The organism is Streptomyces sp. ICC4, from assembly GCF_003287915.1.
Taxonomy (GTDB): domain Bacteria; phylum Actinomycetota; class Actinomycetes; order Streptomycetales; family Streptomycetaceae; genus Streptomyces; species Streptomyces tritrimontium.
In genome coordinates, this window is the sequence record NZ_CP030286.1 from 7,879,171 (window position 1) to 7,899,520 (window position 20,350).

Annotated in this window: 20 protein-coding genes, 1 tRNA gene and 1 pseudogene; 13 read left to right on the top strand and 9 right to left on the bottom strand. The window is 71.2% G+C overall.

The window, feature by feature from the left end; genetic code table 11:
* Positions 1-72 precede the first annotated feature (72 nt).
* The gene (locus DRB89_RS36975) at positions 73-903 is read right to left on the bottom strand and encodes a hypothetical protein (protein ID WP_162688886.1); all 831 of its coding nucleotides are present in this window, start codon (positions 901-903) and stop codon (positions 73-75) included.
* Here DRB89_RS36975 and DRB89_RS43410 point away from each other — a divergent pair.
* From DRB89_RS43410 to DRB89_RS36995, 4 genes are all read left to right on the top strand, one after another.
* Positions 902-1,249, top strand: coding sequence for a DUF5133 domain-containing protein (locus DRB89_RS43410; RefSeq protein WP_162688887.1), 348 nt, complete (start codon positions 902-904; stop codon positions 1,247-1,249). The two genes, DRB89_RS36975 and DRB89_RS43410, sit on opposite strands and share 2 nt — an antisense overlap.
* 174 nt (positions 1,250-1,423) lie before the next feature.
* A complete protein-coding gene (locus tag DRB89_RS36985) occupies positions 1,424-1,879 on the top strand; it encodes a hypothetical protein (RefSeq protein WP_112452040.1) in 456 nt (151 codons plus the stop codon).
* An 85-nt stretch (positions 1,880-1,964) separates the two neighbouring features.
* On the top strand, positions 1,965-2,717 hold the full coding sequence (locus tag DRB89_RS36990; RefSeq protein ID WP_112452041.1) for a GAF and ANTAR domain-containing protein: 753 nt from the start codon (positions 1,965-1,967) through the stop codon (positions 2,715-2,717).
* A gap of 48 nt (positions 2,718-2,765) precedes the next feature.
* Positions 2,766-3,443, top strand: a complete 678-nt coding sequence (locus DRB89_RS36995; protein ID WP_112463623.1) for a GAF and ANTAR domain-containing protein — start codon at positions 2,766-2,768, stop codon at positions 3,441-3,443.
* A gap of 41 nt (positions 3,444-3,484) precedes the next feature.
* Here DRB89_RS36995 and DRB89_RS37000 read toward each other — a convergent pair whose 3' ends face one another.
* The 3 genes from DRB89_RS37000 to DRB89_RS37010 form a co-directional block, all read right to left on the bottom strand.
* Positions 3,485-3,814, bottom strand: coding sequence for a helix-turn-helix domain-containing protein (locus DRB89_RS37000; RefSeq protein ID WP_204357894.1), 330 nt, complete (start codon positions 3,812-3,814; stop codon positions 3,485-3,487).
* A 230-nt stretch (positions 3,815-4,044) separates the two neighbouring features.
* On the bottom strand, positions 4,045-4,398 hold the full coding sequence (locus DRB89_RS37005) for a PRC-barrel domain-containing protein (protein WP_112452043.1): 354 nt from the start codon (positions 4,396-4,398) through the stop codon (positions 4,045-4,047).
* Between the two features lie 395 nt (positions 4,399-4,793).
* Entirely contained in the window at positions 4,794-4,955 is a 162-nt protein-coding gene (locus tag DRB89_RS37010; protein ID WP_112454108.1) for a hydrophobic protein, read from the bottom strand.
* A gap of 728 nt (positions 4,956-5,683) precedes the next feature.
* Between DRB89_RS37010 and DRB89_RS37015 the strand changes: the two genes are divergently transcribed.
* Positions 5,684-6,115 (top strand): hypothetical protein, encoded by a 432-nt coding sequence (locus tag DRB89_RS37015; RefSeq protein WP_204357895.1) that lies wholly within the window; start codon positions 5,684-5,686, stop codon positions 6,113-6,115.
* A 134-nt stretch (positions 6,116-6,249) separates the two neighbouring features.
* Here DRB89_RS37015 and DRB89_RS37020 read toward each other — a convergent pair whose 3' ends face one another.
* Positions 6,250-6,519 carry a GlsB/YeaQ/YmgE family stress response membrane protein gene (locus DRB89_RS37020; RefSeq protein WP_112452044.1) on the bottom strand — a complete coding sequence of 90 codons (270 nt, stop codon included), beginning with the start codon at positions 6,517-6,519 and terminating at the stop codon, positions 6,250-6,252.
* A gap of 312 nt (positions 6,520-6,831) precedes the next feature.
* On the opposite strand from DRB89_RS37020, the pseudogene DRB89_RS37025 reads away from it, so the two are divergent.
* The 3 genes and pseudogenes from DRB89_RS37025 to DRB89_RS37035 all read left to right on the top strand — a co-directional run.
* Positions 6,832-7,476, top strand: a pseudogene (locus tag DRB89_RS37025) (PP2C family protein-serine/threonine phosphatase); the annotation flags it as partial.
* A 428-nt stretch (positions 7,477-7,904) separates the two neighbouring features.
* The gene (locus DRB89_RS37030; RefSeq protein WP_239516548.1) at positions 7,905-8,162 is read left to right on the top strand and encodes a transposase; all 258 of its coding nucleotides are present in this window, start codon (positions 7,905-7,907) and stop codon (positions 8,160-8,162) included.
* A 78-nt stretch (positions 8,163-8,240) separates the two neighbouring features.
* Complete coding sequence (locus tag DRB89_RS37035) at positions 8,241-9,149, top strand: aminoglycoside phosphotransferase family protein (protein ID WP_112449391.1); 909 nt, start codon at positions 8,241-8,243, stop codon at positions 9,147-9,149.
* 378 nt (positions 9,150-9,527) lie between these two features.
* Here the strand turns inward: DRB89_RS37035 and DRB89_RS37040 are convergent, their stop codons facing one another.
* Complete coding sequence (locus DRB89_RS37040) at positions 9,528-10,004, bottom strand: lamin tail domain-containing protein (protein WP_112449392.1); 477 nt, start codon at positions 10,002-10,004, stop codon at positions 9,528-9,530.
* Between the two features lie 611 nt (positions 10,005-10,615).
* Between DRB89_RS37040 and DRB89_RS37045 the strand changes: the two genes are divergently transcribed.
* Positions 10,616-10,689: transfer RNA gene (locus DRB89_RS37045), tRNA-Met, on the top strand.
* Positions 10,690-10,935: 246 nt separating this feature from the next.
* On the opposite strand, the gene DRB89_RS43415 is transcribed toward DRB89_RS37045, so the two are convergent.
* Both DRB89_RS43415 and DRB89_RS37050 read right to left on the bottom strand, forming a co-directional pair.
* A complete protein-coding gene (locus tag DRB89_RS43415) occupies positions 10,936-11,100 on the bottom strand; it encodes a hypothetical protein (RefSeq protein ID WP_162688888.1) in 165 nt (54 codons plus the stop codon).
* A gap of 120 nt (positions 11,101-11,220) precedes the next feature.
* The gene (locus tag DRB89_RS37050) at positions 11,221-14,304 is read right to left on the bottom strand and encodes a serine protease (protein ID WP_162688889.1); all 3,084 of its coding nucleotides are present in this window, start codon (positions 14,302-14,304) and stop codon (positions 11,221-11,223) included.
* Here DRB89_RS37050 and DRB89_RS43955 point away from each other — a divergent pair.
* Complete coding sequence (locus DRB89_RS43955) at positions 14,284-14,589, top strand: hypothetical protein (protein WP_204358173.1); 306 nt, start codon at positions 14,284-14,286, stop codon at positions 14,587-14,589. The genes DRB89_RS37050 and DRB89_RS43955 overlap by 21 nt on opposite strands.
* Complete coding sequence (locus DRB89_RS37060; protein WP_112452323.1) at positions 14,586-15,977, top strand: DUF1996 domain-containing protein; 1,392 nt, start codon at positions 14,586-14,588, stop codon at positions 15,975-15,977. Before DRB89_RS43955 ends, DRB89_RS37060 begins: the two co-directional genes overlap by 4 nt.
* 132 nt (positions 15,978-16,109) lie before the next feature.
* Here DRB89_RS37060 and DRB89_RS37065 read toward each other — a convergent pair whose 3' ends face one another.
* On the bottom strand, positions 16,110-17,393 hold the full coding sequence (locus tag DRB89_RS37065; protein ID WP_112452324.1) for a helix-turn-helix domain-containing protein: 1,284 nt from the start codon (positions 17,391-17,393) through the stop codon (positions 16,110-16,112).
* A 379-nt stretch (positions 17,394-17,772) separates the two neighbouring features.
* On the opposite strand from DRB89_RS37065, the gene DRB89_RS45385 reads away from it, so the two are divergent.
* The gene (locus DRB89_RS45385) at positions 17,773-18,891 is read left to right on the top strand and encodes a hypothetical protein (protein ID WP_239516549.1); all 1,119 of its coding nucleotides are present in this window, start codon (positions 17,773-17,775) and stop codon (positions 18,889-18,891) included.
* Positions 18,888-20,336, top strand: coding sequence for an NADH-quinone oxidoreductase subunit NuoF family protein (locus DRB89_RS37075; protein ID WP_239516550.1), 1,449 nt, complete (start codon positions 18,888-18,890; stop codon positions 20,334-20,336). Before DRB89_RS45385 ends, DRB89_RS37075 begins: the two co-directional genes overlap by 4 nt.
* Positions 20,337-20,350 lie beyond the last annotated feature (14 nt).

The window sequence follows — 20,350 nt, forward strand, 5'->3', positions numbered from 1 at the left end:
GGCGCTTTGCCGTAGGCGGGGCCGGAGCCGGGGGCCCGGACGCGAGCCCGAGGCCCTTCGGGCCCGGGGCGGTCAGGCCTTCGGGGCCTCCGTGACGGTGATCTCCAGGAAGAGTTCGACCTTCTCCGAGATGCGGACGCGCAGGGTGTACTTGCCCGCGGCCACGCCCGTCGTCGCGAGGTCCGGCAGGGCGATCTTGCCGTCCGCCGCCGTCGCCGGCAGCTCCAGCTCGGTCAGCTTCCTGCCTTCCTTGTCCAGGAAGTACGGCGTCGCACCCGCCGCCGCCGGGTCCGCGGGGACCCACTTCCCGTCCGCGTCCTTCGTCCCGACACCGGCCGTGGCCTTCGCCCCGGCCGCCGGCTTGGCCTTCGCCGTCGCCAGGAACTCGATGCCCTTGACCGGGGTCCCGGTCACCGTGACGACCGCCTTGCCCGCGTCCGCGTCGCTGCGGACCAGCAGGTCCACCACGGCCGGGGTGACCGTGCCCGCGAACTTCACGGTGACCTCGCGCTGGGCGTCGTAGCCGGTCGCCCGCAGGACGAACCCGCCCGCCTTGCCGCCCGCCTTCAGCGCGGGGACCGTCACCAGGCCTTCGGCGTCGGTGTGCAGGACCGCGAAGTTCTTGCCGTCGGCCACGAAGAGGGTCCCGCCGGTGGTGTCCTCGTCGACCGACAGCACGATGATCTGGTCGGTGGCGGGCTTGCCGTCGCTGCGCACCGCCTTGACCTTCGGCGCCTGCGCGAAGACGGTCCCCGCCTCGGCCGTGAGCCCGGTGTCGCCGACCGCCTGCAGCTTGTCCAGGTGCGGGGTCGGAGTCGGGGTCGGCGTGGGCGTGGGCGTCGGGGTGGGAGTCGGCGGCTCGGCCCGCGAGGCCACACAGATCCTGCAGGCCGCTGCCGACATGGCTCACCTCTCAGCGGCCGAGATCGCCGCCGCGGTGGTCTCCGGCGCCCGAGGTGAAGCAGCCCCGGCCCACGTTGAACGGGCGCTGCGCCGCACGGTGCTGGTGGCGCGATCCGCATCGCCCGGGGCGGCCCGGGGAACCGGCCTGCTGCCGAGCCTGACGCGCACCGAAGAAGTGCTCTCGCGCCTCCACGGATGCCGAGCCCGCCTGGCACAGGCCCCAGGCGATCCCGGCGCACTGCGCGCCATGGACGACGCCGCCTACACCCCGTGCGTCCTGCTCGGGCAGCCCCGCCTCCGGCTGGCCATCAGCGCCGCGGAACAACACCTGAGCGACCTGCGGTAAGCGAGGAGGCCCTGTTCACGCCGGGTCGCCGTTGTGGGATGGTGGAGGAGATGGATGGGCTGTGACCGGCGGGCATGAACACGCGCCGCCTACGAACCGTGTTCCGCGAGCAGCGGCCGAGCCGCCTCCCTCCCGTTCTCAGAGCTGGTACCCCGTACGAGGAGGGAACCCGCTGTGAATCCCTACGCGGTACAGGTGCACCTCTACGGGTCCGTGGCTGTGCTGACGCTGTGCGCGGGGAGGGGCTCCGCCGACAACGGGGCCTCTCTGAACAACCTCTTGCGCGCGCTCGAGGCCGTGGAAGGCAGCGCGGGTTCCCTGGTCCTGGACTTGGACCACGCTCCGTACCCGTTCCCCGCGGACGCCCTGGCCGCGGTCGACGCATGGGCGGTCGAGCGGGAGATCACCCTGGTCGTCCTCAGCCCTCCCCGGCGACCCACGGGGATGCCCCGTACCAGCTCCCCCGGTCCGCGGCCGGCTGCCCACCTCGCGAACGGCCGCCCCCGCGGAGCCCCGGACGACGAACCCTCCCTGGCGCGAGAACTGCTCCGGATCCTGGGCATTCGGGCCCTGGTCCACCGAGCCGCGGGTGTCGGGGAGGCCCGCCACGAGGCCCATCCCTGTTCTTGACGCGCCGGGTCAGTGTCGGAAGGCTCCAAGGGGGTAGCCGCTGGGGGACAATGCGATCCGGATACAGGTGCGGAGGTGAACTGTCGTGGGGGACCCCTCCGCCTTCCCCGACGGCGGCGGTCCGCCATTCGGCCAGGATGACCTCAAGTGGCTCTCGCAGGCCTTGGCGGATTCCCTCGCCGGAACCCCCGGCATCGATACGCCGGCCGCGCTGTGCCGGGCGTGCGTGGACCTGCTGGACGTCACCGGTGCCTCGGTGTCCCTGGGCGGGGACAGCGACGACCACACCCTGTGGTGGTCCAGCGACCCGGTCGCCGGCCAACTCGCCGAAGCCCAGTACACGCTCGGCGACGGCCCGGGCCGCATCGCCCGGGCACTGGCCGCGCCGGTACTGGCCGCGGATCTGACCGGAGGCACGGACGCGCGCCGCTGGCCCATCTTCGCCCAGCAAGCCGTCGCCCTCGGTGTGCGGGCGGTGTTCTCACTCCCCCTCGGACTGCCCGGCCTCGCGGTGGGGACCCTCGATCTCTACCGCGACCGCCCCGGCCCCCTCTCCGAGCGGGACCGCTCCTTCGCCTTCCCCGCGGCAGACGCGATCACCACCGCACTGCTCGCCCTCCAGGCCCAAGAACCCCCCGGCGACGGGGCGACATGGCTGGACGCTGCCGAACTCGACCATGACGAGGTCCACCAGGCCACCGGCATGATCATGGTCCATATCGACCGGGACATTCCCCAAGCCCTGGCACGCCTGCGAGCCCACGCCTTCACCCAAGGACAGAGCATCACCGAAGCAGCCCGTGACGTCCTTGCCGGAAGGGTCAGGTTCGATGACTAAATTGAACCCGCACGGCCGGACTGAGCAGAGAAGACGGTGAGGACGGACATGAACCGCGAACTGGAGATCACCGAGGCGTTCGTCAGCCTCACCGATACCGTCGCCGACGACGTGGACCCCCTCACGCTCCTGCGACGCCTGGTCGACCACTGCGTCAGCCTCACCGCCATGGACGCCGCAGGCGTCATGCTCGCCAACGCCCGCGGCCGCCTGCAATCGGTGGCCGTCACCGAGGACCGCGTCGAGCTCACCGAAGTGTTCCAGATCCAAGTCTCCGAAGGCCCCTGCATCGACGCTTACCGCACCGGCCACCCCATCCAAGCCGACGATCTGGCCGATGCCGGCGGTCGCTGGCCCGCCTTCACCCCGCTGGCACGCGCCGCCGGATTCGAGGCGGCCCACAGCTTCCCCCTGCAACTGCGCGGTCAAAACATCGGCGCCCTCAACCTCCTCGCCCACACGGCGACGACCTCCGTCCTGACCTGGAGCCGAGAACCCCTGCGGCCCTACGACATCGTCACCCGCACCCAGGCAGCGCTCTCGACCAAAGCCGTCCTGGACATCGCCCTCGGCATGCTGGCCGCCACCGCCGAGATCAGCCCCGCCGAGGCCGCACGCCACCTGCACTCCTACGCGGCCGGCCATCGCCAACGCACCATCGACATCGCCGAAGACCTCGTGCGCCGACGCATGACCCCCCAAAGCGTCCTCACACCCGAGTCCTGAAAGCAGAGCCGGGCAGGCGCGGCCCAAGCGGAGCACGCAGCTCAGTCGTCGGCCTTCACCTGGGCGGGCGAATCAGCGAGGAGCGCGAGAAGCCCGGCGATCTCATGGCCGGCTTCAGCCGGGTGCCGGAACAAGGACCCGGAGGCCACGGCATAGTGATTTCGGCGGGCATCGTCGGCACGCACTTCGCGAGTCAGGTACTCGGCCGCTTCAAGATCCGCGACGATCGCCTGCGCGGTGCGCTCGGTGATACCGCAGGTCAGCGCGACATCTCGAAGCCGGACGCCCGGATCCCGGGAAATCGCCAGCAGCACGCGCGCGTGGCTGGTCAGGAAAGTCCACTCCGGCCGGCGACCATTCGCTGCTCCCATGCACCCCATTTTGCACCCCTCTGCCGCGGTGCGCGATTGCATGTGCTGGTTTTCATGCAATCACCGACAGGTGAGAGGCGGATACGAACAGCCGGAACAGCCGCAGGGCGAGGACGGGTCCGGCGGCCCCCATGGGAAGAAGCCCATCGGGACGGCTGCGCGGGAGACGACGGCGGGGGCGGCAACCGAGTGGTTGCCGCCCCCGCCTCGCTCATCCGGCTCCGCACGGGTCACAGACGGTGCGGGCCGTCGTAGTAGCCGCCGACCTCGCGGTGGTAGTCCGCGTCACCGAGGTGCTTGTCCTTGTCGAACTCGGGAGCGTTCTTGATCTGCCCCTTCGTCCGGTCCACGTAGATCTTCTCGTCGTTCGCGTCGATCCGGCTGATCGTGCCCGCGGGCAGCAGGACTTCCTTGCCGAAGATCCACGGACCGGTGTCGACCACGATGTAGGACGAGCCCACCTCATCCGAGTGCTTGTCGACCTTGCCGATGGAACCGTCCGTCGCCTCGACCTTGTATCCCGCCAGATCCGCACCAGCCAGACGGCCGGCGGTCTCGCGGTAACCCCAGAAATTCTCAGTCATGCGAAAAACAACTCCTCCGGTCAATGGGAGACGGAAGGGAAATGTTTTTCCCCGCCTGTCCACCTTTTCCGTACCGCGTACTCGACACTGTGTACTCGACGGAACTCGCATCCCGCCCCGACCTCCGCCTGCCCCGCTTTTTCTCCCGCACACCTCTCGGGCCAGATCCGAGACCGGGGCGGCCGTCGATCGTTGGAGGTGAGCAGGTTCCCTGCCGCTTCACGGCGACCACCCCGGCACCACCTCGACTACCCTCGATATCCATTTTCACCCGGTAACGCAAAACCGCCGGGGAATCCGCACACGGGACATGGCGGTGGCCTGCCACCCTCCGGCTGGCCGGAGGGTGGCAGGCCACCGTCACACCACACCTGATCTGCGGTCCCACAGATCAGCTACCAGCGATACCACCGGCCGCTGCCGCCCTTCGGGCGGGCAACAAATCCGATCAGCCACAGCACGAGGACCGCGATCGCGACCCACCAGAGAATCTTGATCGCGAAACCCGCACCAGCGAGAACCAGAACCAGCAGAAGAACAAGAAGCAGGGGAACCATTGTTATCAACCTCCGAGGCACCGTCTGCCCGATCACGCCCAGGCCATGCACGCAAAACTTACCTGCTTCTTATCGATGCAGGCGGGAACATGCTCCGGCCATCTCTGGCCATTCGCCACGACTTCACACCCGAATCCGACCGTCTACGAGGCGTGAACACAGGTCACGGGTCAATAATGCGACAGGCCTCATTACCCAGTGCTGTGACCGGGAAGGTTTGCCGGGCCGCGGTGATCGGTGCGGTGCCTCTCCCCCAGCTACCGCTGGGAGGGGCCCCCGGGCGGAGGGCCGCGGCTCGTACTGGACGTACCGCCGTGGTCCGACAACGCGGCGAGGTGCCGTGCCGGGCGCCGCGACCCGGTGGACCTTTCCGTCACAGCACTAGGCAGAGCAGCGGGACCGATCAGTCCGTTGCGGGCCGGGCCGGCGCAGTTGTGCCTGAGCGAAGAGAGGGGCATGTCGTCGAGGACCCGCTCGGCTTCCGCTGGGGTCGGGCAACAACGGCACTACCGCCTGGACTGGACCTCGAGGAGCCGGTGAGCCGGGCCTCGTCACCCTCCTCGCGAGAACCGGGCCACCCTCCGCCGCCCACCCAGGAGCCTCCGGGGCCGGTATCGCTTGGTCGCGCCACCTTCGGGTAGGCGCCGTCTGGATCGGCGGACTTCCGCCGGCCGAAGCTCATTCGCACGCGTCATTCGCACGCGGCAGTGCGGAGCAGGGAGCGCTCCATGATCCTCATCCTCGGCCTCATCATCCTGATCGCCGCGCTGATCCTCGCCGTGGCTGGAGTCATGGCGAATCTCGGCGGTGCTCACGAGCTCACCAACGACTTCTCCGTCTTCGGCTACCACGTCACCAGCTCCACCGGCGCCCTCTTCCTCTACGGCATCGCCGTCGGCGCGGCCGCCGTCCTGGGCCTGGCCCTCGTCCTGGCGGCGGCCCGCCGGGCCTCTCGCCGCAACCGCCTCGCACGCCACGGCGATTCCCTCACCTCGAAGAGGGAGAGCGCGGTCGTGGACCGCGAACGCGAGGACCTCATCGAGCAACGCGACGCCGCCCGCGCGCAAACCGCCCTCGGCGACCATCCCACCACCGCGGCCCGGACCACAGGCCACCGGCGCCCCACATGGCTCGGCGGGCGCCACGATCCCCGCCAGTGACCCGAGACCGCGGATTCCAGAGTGGGACTCGAACTCAAGTCGGCACGCCGGGGCGCGGCGTGTTCGGGGAGATGCGGAACGGCTCCGCCCTCGGGAGAGGGGGGAGCCGTTTCCGTGCGAAGGGGACGCGTCGGTCAGGCGTGGCGCCTGTTGCCGGTGACCAGCCGGTAGACCGCGAGGAGGATGAGGGAGCCGGCGATGGCGGCGATCCAGGTGGAGAGGTCGAAGAAGCCGTCGATGGAGTCGACGCCGAAGATGACCTTGCCGAGCCAGCCGCCGAGCAGACCGCCCGCGATGCCGATGAGGACGGTGATGATGATGCCACCCGGATCCCTGCCCGGCATCAGTGCCTTGGCGATGAGGCCCGCGAGCAGCCCTATGAGAATCCAGGCCAGAATGCCCATGATGCGTCTCCTACCTCGTTGGATAAAACCGGTGTGAGCGAGCGTCTGCGCCGTGCGGAGATTTCCAAACGCCCCGAGCCCTTGATCATTTCCCCGAGGGTCCTCCTTCGCGGGTCCAGTGCGGCTGCCGGGGCGCCGAACGAAGGGAACGGAAGATCGACTGCTGGTCCTGCCCGCCCGCGTGAGGTGTGGCCGGGGCGGGAACCGTCCACCTGGCCGACGGAGTGAACGGCCTCACCCGCTTCGCTTCCCAGCTCGCCACGGGACACGTCCCCGACGAGCCGTTCCTTCGGGCAGATGACCACGGCGGACCCCGCCTCCGACATCGCCGGAGACACCTACGACTACAGCCTCGACAACGACACCCTGCACCTGTCCATCACCGACGCCATGGGCCACGACGTCAACGCCTCCCTCATGGCCACCCTGCTGGTCAACGCCTCCCGCGGCGCCCGCCGCGCCGGATGCGACCTCGTCGAGCAAGCCCGCCAGGCCCTCCTCGACCACGGCAACCGGACCTTCGCCACCGGCCAACTACTGCGCATCGCCCTCGACGGAACGGGCGCCCGGCTCGTCAACGCGGGCCACCCCTGGCCGCTACGGCTACGCGACGGTGCGGTCGACGAGCTGGGCCTGGCCGTGGACATGCCCTTCGGTGTCCCCCATCAGGGCCCGTACCGCGTCCAAAACCTCGACCTGCGTCCGGGCGACCGCCTCCTGCTCCACACCGACGGCATGCAAGAACGCCAAGCGGCAACCGTCGACCTACCCGCGCTTCTCCGCAAGACCGCCGCCGAGCACCCGCGTGAAGTCGTACGCACCCTGGTCGCCGCGGTCACCGATGCCTACAGCGGCGAGCCGCCGAAAGACGACGCCACCGTCCTGTGCCTGGACTGGCACGGCCCCCACACCCTGGGGCGGCAGGATCTCCACGGCGTGACGGAGTGGGGTAATTAGCCATAGAACGGGCAGGTGTCATAGAGGCCCACCATGTGGAGGGAGAAACCGTGGCCCCCGCCCCCGCCCCCGTCCTTGATCAGCCCCCGCCACGCCCCGGCAAGGCCACAACCTCAGCCAGCGACGCCCACCGCCCCCTCCCCCACCCCCCCGCCACCGCCAGCGCCCCCACCCGCACCCCAACCGCCCTCGCGGCCGCCCCGGCCGCCGCCCACCCCGGCCTCTCTAGCCCCGGCCGGCCCCGGCGTCAGCATTCTCATCAGAGGCCGCCGTCCCACGACCAGGCAGCAGCCCGGCCGCCGACTTCCCCCGTCACGGGTCCTTCGAGCCGCCGGAGCGTGCGGCCGAGCGGGGGACAGCTGTAGCGGCTGGCGTGGAGTTCATCTGCCGGGACCGGGCGGGCGCCTACGCCGAGGGTGCCCGCCGCGGTGCGCCGAGATACTCACCGACCGTCTGGGTGCAGGCTCCCGGCCTGGATCGACGCAGTCGACGCCAGCCGGCTACACGGCCTCACCGGCTTCGCACTCCACCTGCTCCGGGACCTCACCGCCGTGGCGGCGGGGATCACCCTGCACTGGAGCTCCGGCAGCATCGAGGGAGCCGTGAACCGCATCAAGAAGATCAAAAGGCAGCTCTACGGGCGAGCCGGATTCGAACCACTCCGCAAGATGATCCTGCTTCAGTAGCGCTCCGAGACGGCGATCTGTGCCAGAGCCTCAGAAAGTCACTGGCTTCCCGCTCCCTCTTGCGGTGAGACTGCCGACGTGACGCTTCACGGGGATGAGATCCCAGTCGACGAGACGCTGGTCCGGTCGCTGCTGAAGGCACAGCGCCCAGAGTGGGCTGACCTGCCGTTGTCGACCGCAGGCGCGGGCACGGACAACACCATGTATCGGCTGGGCGATGACCTGCTCGTGCGACTCCCACGAACCGCCGACAAGGGACGGGCCGTGCGAAAGGAGCAGGAATGGCTTCCTCGTCTGGCGCCCTTACTCACATCTCCGATTCCCCAGCCCGTCCACGCCGGGAAGCCCACCAGCGTCTTCCCTCTGGTCTGGTCGGTCTACCGCTGGATTGACGGTGACGAGGCCAGCCCTTCCACCGTCCGGTACTGGGCAGCCTTCGGAGCCGACCTGGCGGCGGTCGTGAGGGAACTCCACGACGTTGACCTCATGGGTGCGACTCGTGCAGATGACCTCAGCTGGTACCGCGGCGGCAGCCTGGGTGCATGCGACCAGTGGATCGCCAGGTGTCTCAACGATTGCCGAACCACAGTGGGTTCTGAGCTCGACGTTGACTCCCTAGAACAGTTGTGGCAAGCCGCGCTCGCACTGCCCGAGCCCTCCGGACCCCACGTCTGGCTCCACGGCGACCTCAAGCCGACCAACCTCTTGGTCCGCGAAGGCAAACTCCACGCAGTCATCGACTTCGGAGGACTCTCGGTCGGCTTTCCCGACGCCGAGCACTCCACACTCTGGGACCTCCCACCACAAGCACGACAGGCCTACTGGGACACCTTGAACCTGGACGATGTGACCTGGGCCCGCGCCCGCGCCTGGGCGATCGCAGTGGGCGTCAGCGGCATCTCCTACTACCGGCACACCTTCCCCGCGTTCGTTGCCGAGTGCCAAGCACGACTTCGGGCAATCCTCATTGACGCCACCTCTCGTTGAGTGGCCTCCCCCGGTCCGAGAGGAACGGGCATACGGCGCAGGACCAGGGAGGGGGACGGCACGCCGCGCGAAACAGCGTTTGGCGGTGGGTGATCAGGCAGCAGGCGAGTTCGAGGAACGTGACCCAGGGCCCGAGGGGGCCGCAGGCCGAGAACTCGGCAAAACCGTCCACACCCCCATCCCCTCGTAGCCACAACGCTGCCGATCGTTCGGAAGCCGGCCCGGCCCCGCTCACTCCTCGTCCGGGGGCTGCCGGATCGCGGCCACGTGGGGGGGCGCTACATGGGTGTGGCGTGCCGCGGCTGGTTTGCCGTGGCACGCCCTTCGGTTCAGTTGGCGGCAGCTCGCAGGCCCTGTGGAAGTGGCTGCCGGAGTGGGCTAGGAGCCGTGGTGGTGGCGTCCGCGGCGTCCCCAGGACTCGGTGTCGATGACGTTGCCGCGGTTGTCGCGGAGGGTGGCGGTGTCGCGCTCGTCCCAGATCTGGTGGCGGCGGTCCTGGTAGACGTCACGGTGGGTGTCGCGGCCCTGGCCGGTGTGCACCTTGACGCTGGAGCGACCGTCCAAGCGGAAGCCGTTGAAGCGGTAGCGGTTGCCCTGCTTGTCGGTGAGGGTGAAGCCGCGCAGGTCCACGGTGTGGCGGCCGGTGTTCTTCACCTCGACCCACTCGTTGTTCAGGGCGCGGTTGTCGCGCCCGCGGCCGGCGTTCTCGACGTCACCGATGACGATGGAGGAGTGCGGGCCGCGGCGGTCGCGCCGGTCGTCGTCGGCGGCGGCAGGCACCGCCGCGGCGCCGACTAGGGCGCCGACGGCCAGGAGGCCGGCGAGAGTACGGCGGGTGGCGAGAGAAGCAGACATGCAGAAGGCCCCTTCAACAGACAGCCCAGCCCGGCTTCATGCGCGCGGGGTGGACTCCGAACAGTTCCCGGCGTCCTGCCGAGAAGCCACACTCTGACCCCACACCACGCCCGAAAGCCATGCAAATAGCGCGTGTTACGTAATCCAGACATACTGGCAACTCTCCCTTGTAGACGGCATGCGTCAAGGCCGCATTGACCCTCACACGCAGCAGTTCTGAGGTATGCCCAGAAGGCTCGTGGACCGCGGCGCCCCGCTCCCCGGCGCCCGGCTTCTCTGCCACCGTCGGCCCTGCGCCGTACGGGTTCAATGCCCCGTAACAGCCGCTTCTGCCGTTCTTTCGAACGTCTATAGGCAAGGGGTACTGGCGTACCCCACGACCACTTCCGCCCCGAACAGCGAAGAGCGGACCGGCAACCTCATCTGGACCGGCTCGGGGGAGGAACCCATCGCCTTGGACCCGCCACCATGCGCGCCATCGCATGCATCCTCACCGCACAAGCCGGCCCGATGGACGTCCAACCCGTCACCATCGCCGGATCGCCAGCCCCCTGAGCAGGGCAAAGACGGTGGAGGACGGTCCTGCAGTGCCGTAGAGTGGGTTTCACCGACGCGGGGTGGAGCAGTTCGGTAGCTCGCTGGGCTCATAATCCAGAGGTCGCAGGTTCAAATCCTGTCCCCGCTACTGAACAGAAGGGCCCGGATCCACAAGGATCCGGGCCCTTCTGCCATACCCGGGAACGCGGCGGACATCGCGGCACCCTGCCTTGAAGCACTCGACGCCGGTGGCACAGCTGCTCAACACGCCGCCGCAGGGTCAGAGTGACGTCTCCGGCGATGGCTCCGACCTGTCAGTAATCACCCCACGTTCGTCCACGCCGTGGCGCAGGTGCGCCACGCCCGGTGGGTGGCTTTGGCCTGCGGATGGCGGCTACCGGTGGATCACCACGCAGGGAATCGCGGCCTGGCTGGGCGGGGTCGGATGGGTTCCACCGACCAGGAGGGCGAGGAGGACGGCGATCGCTTCGTTGCGCAGGACGCGGGCGGCCTGCTGGAGCTTGTGCGGATCCGGGAGGGCAGTGAGAGGGCCACGCACTCGGGCTCCGGGTTCAGGGCTCCGGGTTCAGGCCGTCGAGGGTGACGGCGATCGGGTGGGTTACTGCGGCCGCGGAGGTCAGGGCGTGGAGGCGTGCGCTCGGTGTGGGTCAGGTGGGGGTCAGGTGGGGCAGAGCGTCTTCGGCAGGCCCTTGGGGAGTACCGCGCGTTCGTCCGCGTCGAGCTCGCGTCCGAAGACGGCGCACAGGTGGCGTTTCCAGAGCGCGGGGTCGAGGCGCAGGAGCCGCATCCTCCCACCGTCCGGAGAGGTCATCAGGAGTGACCTGCCCTGATCGGCCCCCGCGAGGAAGCTCCGCCTCTCGCCGAGGTCGTAGGAGTCGTTGCGCACGGGGTCGGCTCCCCGCTGGAAGAGGACGGACTTCCCGTTGGCCAGGTAGAAGCCGGAGCCGGAGCCCTCCAGCGCGCCCGCGGTCCATCGGTTGGCGACCAGCGGTCCGATCGGGCCCAGCACCCGCTGTGTCGGCCGTCCGTGCTTGAGGCTCCACATCTCCACCATGCTGCCGGAGGTCAGGAGCAGGGCGAACTTCTGGTCCGGGTGCACCACGAAGGAGATGACGTCCTGGCGGCCCAGGTCAACCCGCAGCGACTCGTCCTCCTTGCCCGTGCGCAGGTCGATCGTGCGGAAGGTCGTCTCGCCCACCAGGTGGACCTGTACGAACCCCGGCCGCCGGAGCGGTCCTACGGTGAAGGCCGGCATCTGTGCCGCTTCGCGCCGCAGGTCCCGTACGTCGAGCGGCGCCGACAGGCGTTCGCCGGTCTCGGCGTTCCAGTGTTCGACGAGGGGCCCCGACACCGTCATGACCTCCTTGTCGCCGGTGAAGTGGAACTCCACCAGCTCGGGGTTCCCGCCCTTGTCGGCACCCGGCTTGGGCGGCTTGGGCGGCTTGGCCGTCCTGAACTCCGTCACCTTGCGCAGGCCCGGGAGGGCCCGGATCACGATGCGGTTCTCGTCGGCCACGTCGGCCACCAGCGTTTCGCCGCGGTTGGCGGCCAGGGGTTGCTTCGCGTTCGGCGGGATCTTCGCGTCAGTGGTGACCTCGGCCAGGGTCTTTCCGGCCGCCGCCGTCTCCGCGACCCGTAGCCGGTCGCCGTCCTCGCCCACGCGGACCACCATCGACTTGCCGTGGTCCAGGAGTTCCGGAGGGCTGAGCACAGTTGCCCCGTCCGATTCCCACAGGAGACTGCCGGTCACGGCGGTCTCGGCCGTGGTGACCACCACGGGGGCGTCGGGACCACCCAGGAGGGGCAGATGGGGGGCGGACCTCTCCGTCCGCCCTACGAACCGCTTCGCCACCGTTCCCGTCCGGGTGTCGATGGTGGCCCAGTATCCGCCCCGCCCCACGGCGAAGCGGTCTCCCGCCATGTCGAAGGCGACGTCCAGACAGCTCTCGTTGCTGCCCGGGGGCGTGTAGCGGATCAGTTCACGGCCATCGGTGACGCCGATGATCTGGTAGACGGCCTTCTCCGTCGTGTCTTCGCCTTCGTTTCGGCAGACGGCGAGGACCTGGCCGTTCCCCGAGACCCCGACCGCCTGGCGGGAGGGCGCGGGTGCGGTGAGCTCGCGCGTCTTGCCCGTACGCAGGTCGACCGCAACGGTGCTCAGGGTGAGGTCCTTCAGCAACTGAGTCGTCTCGCCGACGAGCGTGTCCTCGTCGGCGAACCACACTTGCGACAGCTCGGGCATCCCCTCCGGAAGTTGCCGGAGCTGTCCTGTCCTCAGGTCCCCGACCCTCGGACGCCGATCGACCCCCGTCACGACGACCTGTTGGCCGCTCGGGGAGAAACCCGCCTTGTGGTCGCCCGTGGGCGCTCCGACGCTGACCTGCTCGAACCCGCCGCCGCGGAGCGGCCGCGCGGGGCCGAGGACGTCCTTCGCCGTGGGGTCCACCTCGTGCCAGATCGGGGCTCCGGTCTGCTCCAGCATGTAGGCGATCTTCCGGCCGTCCCCGCTGACCATCGGAGAATGGCCGTTGCCCGTGAGGTTGAGGTAGCGGCGCGTGGTCCGTCCGTCGGGGGTCCTTACGAACAGCGTCGCGCGCCCCAGGCTCGACGTCACGAGCGTCACCCCGCCGTCGGAGCTCATCGCGGTCGCCGCGATCTCACCCTGGGCTCCGGTCAGCGACCAGGAGACGTCCTGCACCGCGTTGTACCTGCGCAGCATCGCGTTGCGGGCCTCCTGTGTCGGCGAGACCTCGTAGGCGGCCACGGACGCGAGCGAGGCGAGTCCCTGATCGGTGGTGGCCATCCCGTCCGAGAGGGTGGCCAGGGCGCGGGAACGTCCCTCCGCGGCCCGTTCCTCGGTGACATCGCGCTGGTGGAGGATGAAGGTCCCGAGGCCCACGATCGCCGACAGCACCACGGCGACAGCGGTCCACCCCGCGCGTGCACGGCGGCGCAGACGGGCGCTGCGGCGCCGCGCCTGCGCCAGGAACTCCTTCTCCCCTTCGCCGAGCTCGTTTTCGCGGTCGCCGAGCCAGGTCCTGATGACGCGCAGTTGGAATGCTCCCGGCAGGAGCCCGGCGGGCCTTCCGTCCCTTTCCCAGCGGTCCCGGTCGTGGCTCAGCTCCGCCCGGCCGGCGAGGAGCTTGGCGTCCTCGGCAACCTGCCGGCGCAGGACCGGCCAGGTGGCGATCAGCGATTCGTGGGCGAGTTCGGCGGTCTCCGGTTCGCCCCGACCTCCGTGCAGGACGAGGAGGCGGCGATCGGCCAGTGCCTGTGCGATGCGCCAGCGCTCCTCGCCCGCCTCCTGCCGGGAGAGCCTGCGCCGCAGCGGCAGCGTGCCTCCGGGGAGCATCCGTACGAGGCTGGTGAGCAGGCCCAGCGCTTCGCGCTCCACCTCCGCCCGATCTCCGACGCATGCCTTCCAGGCCTTGTCGGAATGGGATTCGAGGGCGCCGGACACTCCGCCCATCGCCTCGTACCGCGTGGCCAGCAGGCGGCCCCCGGACTGCCCCTCCCACAACTGCTGCAGCACGAACCCGAGCAGGGGCAGGATCCCCGGATCGCCCCCCGTGTCCTCCAGGATCCGCCGGTCGAGCCCCGGGTCGTAGGTCACGGAGGGGACCCGCTCCAGCGGCTTGGTGATCGCCGCCTCCAACTGCTCCCGGGTCATGGGGGTGAGCGGCAGCGCCACGCCGTCGTGCAGCGCCGGGCCCAGGCGCGGGTGCTTCAGCACGGCGTCCATGAAGTCGGAGCGCAGCACCACCAGGACACGGAGCCCGTCTCCCGCCGGGCGCCGCAGCACGCGCTGCCCGGGGGCGTCCGCCACCACAGCGCCCACCACGCCGAGCCGCAGAGCCTGCGGCCCGCCCTCGACGGGGCCGAGGCCCTGTTCCTGCTCGTCGCCGGCGAGGACCCGCGGGCGGTCCTGGAGCTGGCCGCGGCGGGCGGCGTACGCAGGGTCGTGCTGCCTCCACCCATTCCAGCTCGTCCAGCCATTCCCGACCGAGGAAGTGAAGTGATCGCATGAGTGTCAAGGACAGCAAGGGGCCCCAGGGAGGGGCAGGTCACAAACGCCGGCTCAAGCCCGCGCACAAAGCACTGGCCCTCGTGTCCGCCCTGGTCCTCGGCGGCGGCGCGGTCGTGATCGCCGCCCAGGGCGCGTCCGCCGGCCAGGACGCGCGCCGGGCACCCGTCACGGCCACCATCGACTGCCCCGACGTGGGGGAGCGGCTGCGCGAAGTGCCCGACCAGGCGCGGCCCGAGGTCGACCGGGAACTCGCCGGACTCGACACCCAGATCGCCGACGCCTACGGACGACTGGCCACCGGCCGGGCGCCGGCGGACGCACTGCTCGGGGAGCTGAAGGACCAGCGGGGCAAGACGATCACCAAGGTCTCCGACGCGATCGGGCGGGACGCCGCCCGCCCCGACGGCCTGGAGGAGCTGAGCGCCTGCACGATGCAGGAGGCGTCGGCCGCCGACGGAGACCTCGCCCGCAGCGGCGGAGGCGGCAGCTCGGAAGCCGCGGCGAAGGGCGGACCGGCGCGCTCGGACTTCGTCCCCATCGGCTCGGTGAAGCCGAACGTGCGCAAGCCCGCGGTCAAGCAGGGCGCGTCCAAGGGCTCCTTCGCCGTGGAGTGCGGCCGCAACGACGAGCGCCACCTCAACCCCGACAACGTCATCGTCGCCCCCGGGGTGAGCAACGGAGCCCACCACATGCACGACTACGTCGGCAACAAGACCACGGACGCCTTCTCCACCAACAACAGCCTGGCCGCCGCCAAGACCACCTGCACCAACGGCGACCAGTCCACCTACTACTGGCCCGTACTGCGGCTGCGCGACGGCAAGGCCGAGCAGGACGCGGCCGCGCCCGGCGGCGGGCAGGACGCCAACGTGGGGACCATCCTGCGGCCGAAGAAGGTCACGATCGAGTTCAAGGGCAGCCCCGTCTCCCGGGTCACCGCCATGCCCCGCTTCCTGCGGATCATCACCGGCGACGCCAAGGCCCTCACCAACGGCCCGGCCAACGCCAACGCCTCCTGGAGCTGCACCGGCTTCGAGAACCGTCAGCTGAAGGACAAGTACCCGATCTGCCCCAAGGGGAGCGACGTGGTCCGGACGTTCAACTTCCAGAGCTGCTGGGACGGGAAGAACACCGACAGCGCCAACCACCGCACCCACGTGGCCTTCGCGGGCCGCGACGGCTCCTGCCCGGCGGGCTTCAAGGCGGTCCCGCAGCTCGTGCAGCGGATCGTCTACACCGTGGCGCCCGGCGCGCGCTTCGCGGTGGACAGCTTCCCCGAACAGCTGCACAAGCCGGTGACGGACCACGGTGACTTCATCAACGTCATGTCGGACCGGCTGATGGCCGACGCGGTGCGCTGCGTCAACGGCGGGCGCGCCTGCCGCTGACGCGCGTGAAGGCGGTGCCGGTCCGAAGTCCCCTTCGGACCGGCACCGCCGTGCGCCGTGTCGTTCGTACGTGCCGTGCGCCGTGTTGTTCGTACGTGCCGTTCGTTCGTGCCGGGAAGCCGCGCCCGGGGGCTACAGGCCGTTCACGCGGGCGACGCGACCGTCGCCCAGGGCCGGACGGAGGTCGGCGCCACCGCGTGCCCGGCGGATCCCGCGGACCGGCCTGAGCCGTACCTGGGCCATCAACCGTCGGCTGCGCAGGGCCAGTTCGAGCTCGAAGCGGGTGCGCGGATCCCGCAGGCCGGGGCCGAAGAGCTTCTCCAGCTGGCGCATGCGGTAGCGGACCGTCTGGGGGTGCACGCTCAGCGCCTTCGCCGCCTCGGGCGCCCCGCCGCCCTCCAGCCAGGCCAGCAGGGTCACTTCGAGGCGTTCGCTCTGGCGCGGGGTCAGATCCGCCAGCGGACGCAGCCAGCGGGCGGCGAGCGCGTGCGCCAGCGGCTCGTCCTGGAGCAGCAGCAGGGTCGAGAGGTGGTCGTCGACGAAGAGGGCCCGCACCTCGGAGCCGGACCGGGTCGCGGTCGGGGCCGGGGTCAGCGACAGCAGGCGCAGGGCCCAGCGCAGTGAGGAGGCGGTGTCGCCGGGCGCCACCGGGTGGCCGACGACGGCGAGCCGGCCGCGCAGCGCGCAGTCCAGGGCGGTACGGGCCTCCGGATCCGGGGCGGGCACGAGGAGGCAGGGCTGGCCTGCGACCATCCCGCCGAGGCAGTCGTCCAGGAGGGCCGCGAGCTGCTGGGTCTCACCGGGTGAGGCCAGGACCACCGCCCGCACGGCGACGGGCAGGGGCCAGCCGGCCGCGTTCGCCAGCTCGGCGAGTGCCGGTCCGCGCAGCGGTGTCTCGCCCGTGAGCACGGCGAAGAGTTCGCGCCGGGCGCGTTCGCGGACCGAGCCGAACCGCTGGAGGGGAACGGCCTGCAGCGGGGGCAACTCACCGCCGCCGAAGGCCCCGGGGTTGCGGTCGTGGGAGTGGGGCCGGGTGTGGGCGTGTACGTGGGTGTCTGCATGGGTATGCGGTCGGGCGTGTTCGGTTTCCGCCTCGGCCTCGGCCTCGGACTTGGGGCGGATGCGGGCACCGCTGCGGGTTTCCACCCCGGCGCCGGGTACGGGTTCCGGGTCCGCGCAGGCGTCGGGCCGGTCCTCCCCGGCGCCCTCGCGGTAACCAAGGGCGGTGAGCAGCGCCGCCTCCATCTGCTGTCTGACCACCTCGTCGTCGACGTCCTCGACGAGCGCGGCGAATCCCGGGACGGTCTCCAACAGCTCCTCCACCATCTTCGCGGCCAGCGTGGGCAGTTCCTTGCGCAGGACGCGGGTCCACTCGCCGCGTGGGCGGGACCAGATGCGGTTCAGAAGTTCGCACATTGTTACCTCGTTCAAGCCGGGGTATGGCCTGCCCCGTGGGAGGGTGGCAAGCCTGCAGTCCCGCGGCATCGGCTCGATCGCCGTCGGGGAGGTGCGGCGGCGGATCAGGTGTCAACCCCGTCGCAACCGCACCACTGGAAGGGAATCTTCCGGGGATGTTCGATGCGATGGCTGTGCGAGGGCCAGAAATTATCACGTTTCGATAAATCCCGTGGAGGGCTTGCGAAGCTCCACGATGCTTCTGCCCTCCGGCCCCGCTCCCGGCCGGCCCGGTGGGCCAGGCGCCCATCTCCCGCCCGTCGAGGAGCGGTTGCGACGTCTACCCCCGGGCGCCGAGCGCGAGGTGGAAGTGCTCGGGCTCGGCCGTATGGGAGACCACATGCCCTTGCCCCAACCCCGCATGCCCCGCCGCTCGCACCGGGCGCGGCCTGCGAGAGACCGCACCCGCCGGCACGCCGGCGCGGCGCCCGCTGCCGCCGCCGGCCGGCGGGCCGTGCGGCGCCCGCCTCTGCTGTCCGCCGCCGGGGGACCGCATCCCCTGGCCCTGGGCGCCGCGGCCCTCGCGGCCCTGGCCTCCCTGTCCGTGGCGGCCCGGGCCGGCGCCCTGACCCGCCTGTGGGACTTCCTGGACTACGGGGCGGGCGTCCTCTCGCTCGTCTCCCTCACCGGCGCCGTCCTGTGGGGCCTGGCGGCCACGGACCGCACCCTGCTCGCCTCCGGGCACCGCCTCGTCGCCCAAGGGGTGCACCGCGGCCTCGCCGTCGCCGGGCTCGGCTTCCTCGTCCTCCACGTCTGGATCAAAGTCGCCCGCTCCCGGGTGGACGCCGTGGGCGTGGTCGTGCCCTTCGCGGACGGGCGGCAGCCGCTCCTCATCGGCCTCGGCAGCCTGGCGGGCTACCTCTTCGTCGCCGTGGCCGTCTCCGGCGCCGTCCGCAGCGCCTTCGCCACCCGGGGCCGCTCCCTGTGGTGGCGGGCCCTGCACATGGGCGCGTACCCCGCCTGGGGGGCGTCACTCGTGCACGGGCTCAAATCCGGCCGCTCCGCCAGCGGTTGGGTGACGGCCGCCTACGCACTGTGCCTGGTCGCCGTCGCGGGGGTGCTGGCGGTGCGGCTGCGCGCCCGGCTCCGCACGGAGTCGGCCGCGAAACCGCGTGCGAATCCGCGTGCGAACCCGCGCACGCAGTCGCGCACCGGGCCCGCCGGACCGCCCTCGGTGCCGCCGATGCCCTCCGTGCCGCCCCTCGCGCCCAGGGCGCCGGGAGCGGCGCCGCCGAGGAACCCGCTGCCCTTCGTACGCAGGCCCGCGGAATGGGCGGCGGAGCTGCTGACCGCGCGCCTGGCCCGGCAGCCCGGCCCCGGGGTGCCCGGACCCCGGGGTCCGGAACCGGCCGCGCAGGCACCCGCCGGCCGGTCCGCCGACTGGCCGCCGGACCCGTCCGCGCAGCTGCCGCCCGACTGGTCCGCCGAACCGCTCGACGGTGTGCGGGGCCGGCGGTGAGCGGCGTCGCGCATCCCGCGCTCGGCTGTGTGGGGCGGCCCCGGCTGCTGGCCGGACTCGACACCGCCGCCCGGCTCGACCGCGAAGGCCACCTCGGCGTGCACGGCGCGCTACCCCGCCATCCGGCCGAGGCACTGGTGGAACTCGCCGAGGACATAGCCCTCGGCGGGCGCGGGGGAGCGGGCTTCCCCTTCGCCCGCAAGCTCCGGGCCGTCACCCGCAACGCCCGCGGGCAGGACGGGCGTACCGCCGTCGTCGTCAACGGCTCGGAGGGGGAGCCGAGTTGTCTCAAGGACGCCGCGCTGCTGCTGTACGTACCGCACCTCGTGCTCGACGGGGCCCTGCTGGCCGCCGCCGCGCTCGGCGCCGAGGACGTGGTGGTCGGCGTCACGCGGTCGGACGTGGAGCGCTCCGTCGTCGAGGCCGTCGCCGAACGGGGCCCGGCGGGCCGCCGCGTGCGCGTCGTCCGGCTCCCCGAGCGCTTCGTCACCGGAGAGGGGACCGCCCTGGTCAACGGGCTCGAAGGCGGGCCCGCCCTGCCCTCCGGCCAGAAGGTCCGCACCAGCGAGCGGGGACTCGGCGGCCTGCCGACCCTGCTGTCCAACGCCGAGACCTACGCGCAGCTCGCGGTCGCCGCCCGACTGGGCGCGCCGGAGTACCGCACCGCGGGCCTGCCCACCGAGCCCGGCACGACCCTCCTGACGGTCGCGGGCGCGACCGTCGTCGAGGTGCCGATCGGCACTTCGCTGGCGTACGTACTGGACCTGTGCGGCACGGTGCCCGGACAGGGCGTGCTGGTCGGCGGCTACCACGGCCGGTGGCTGGACCCCGCGGCGGCGCGCGAGGCCCTGCTGTCCCGAGGGTCCCTGGCCGCGTACGACGCGGTGCTCGGCGCGGGCGCCGTGCTGCCGCTGCCCGAGGACACCTGCCCGGCGGGAGAGGTGGCCCGGGTCACCCGGTGGATGGCCCGGGAGTCGGCGGGCCAGTGCGGCCCCTGCGTACGGGGGCTCCCCTCGCTCGCCGACGCCGTGGAGCGGCTGGTGGCCGGCGGGGGCGGGGCCGCACTCGACGCCGTCCAGGCCAGGATGCGCGGGGTGCGCGGCCGGGGCGCGTGCTCCCACCCGGACGGCACGTCCTCGTTCGTGGCCTCCGCGCTCGCCGTCTTCCCGGAGGAGTTCCGCGACCACGCGCTGGGCAGCGGCTGCGGGCGCGGTGTGCTCGGAGCCCTGCCGCTGCCCAGCGACGAGAGCCCCGAACGGCTCGTCGTGGACTGGACGTTGTGCAAGGGCCACGGGCTGTGCGTGGACCTGCTGCCCGACGTCGTCCGGTTGGACGAGGACGGTTACCCGGCGCAGGGCGTCATGCCGGTGCCGGGGCCGCTGCGGCCCAAGGCGCTGAGAGCGGTGCGCCGTTGTCCCGCGCTCGCCCTGCGCATTCAGGAATGAGGGGGCGGGGATCC

Excerpts from the sequence above, each read along its gene's own strand:
- DRB89_RS43410 (WP_162688887.1), top strand. The coding sequence starts at position 902 with ATGGCTCACCTCTCAGCGGCCGAGATCGCCGCCGCGGTGGTCTCCGGC.
- DRB89_RS36975 (WP_162688886.1), bottom strand. The coding sequence starts at position 903 with ATGTCGGCAGCGGCCTGCAGGATCTGTGTGGCCTCGCGGGCCGAGCCG.
- DRB89_RS37010 (WP_112454108.1), bottom strand. The coding sequence starts at position 4,955 with ATGGTTCCCCTGCTTCTTGTTCTTCTGCTGGTTCTGGTTCTCGCTGGT.
- DRB89_RS37065 (WP_112452324.1), bottom strand. The coding sequence starts at position 17,393 with ATGTGCGAACTTCTGAACCGCATCTGGTCCCGCCCACGCGGCGAGTGG.
- DRB89_RS37005 (WP_112452043.1), bottom strand. The coding sequence starts at position 4,398 with ATGACTGAGAATTTCTGGGGTTACCGCGAGACCGCCGGCCGTCTGGCT.
- DRB89_RS37000 (WP_204357894.1), bottom strand. The coding sequence starts at position 3,814 with ATGGGAGCAGCGAATGGTCGCCGGCCGGAGTGGACTTTCCTGACCAGC.
- DRB89_RS37015 (WP_204357895.1), top strand. The coding sequence starts at position 5,684 with ATGATCCTCATCCTCGGCCTCATCATCCTGATCGCCGCGCTGATCCTC.
- DRB89_RS37060 (WP_112452323.1), top strand. The coding sequence starts at position 14,586 with ATGAGTGTCAAGGACAGCAAGGGGCCCCAGGGAGGGGCAGGTCACAAA.
- DRB89_RS36995 (WP_112463623.1), top strand. The coding sequence starts at position 2,766 with ATGAACCGCGAACTGGAGATCACCGAGGCGTTCGTCAGCCTCACCGAT.
- DRB89_RS37020 (WP_112452044.1), bottom strand. The coding sequence starts at position 6,519 with ATGGGCATTCTGGCCTGGATTCTCATAGGGCTGCTCGCGGGCCTCATC.
- DRB89_RS45385 (WP_239516549.1), top strand. The coding sequence starts at position 17,773 with ATGCCCTTGCCCCAACCCCGCATGCCCCGCCGCTCGCACCGGGCGCGG.
- DRB89_RS37050 (WP_162688889.1), bottom strand. The coding sequence starts at position 14,304 with ATGGACGCCGTGCTGAAGCACCCGCGCCTGGGCCCGGCGCTGCACGAC.
- DRB89_RS37040 (WP_112449392.1), bottom strand. The coding sequence starts at position 10,004 with ATGTCTGCTTCTCTCGCCACCCGCCGTACTCTCGCCGGCCTCCTGGCC.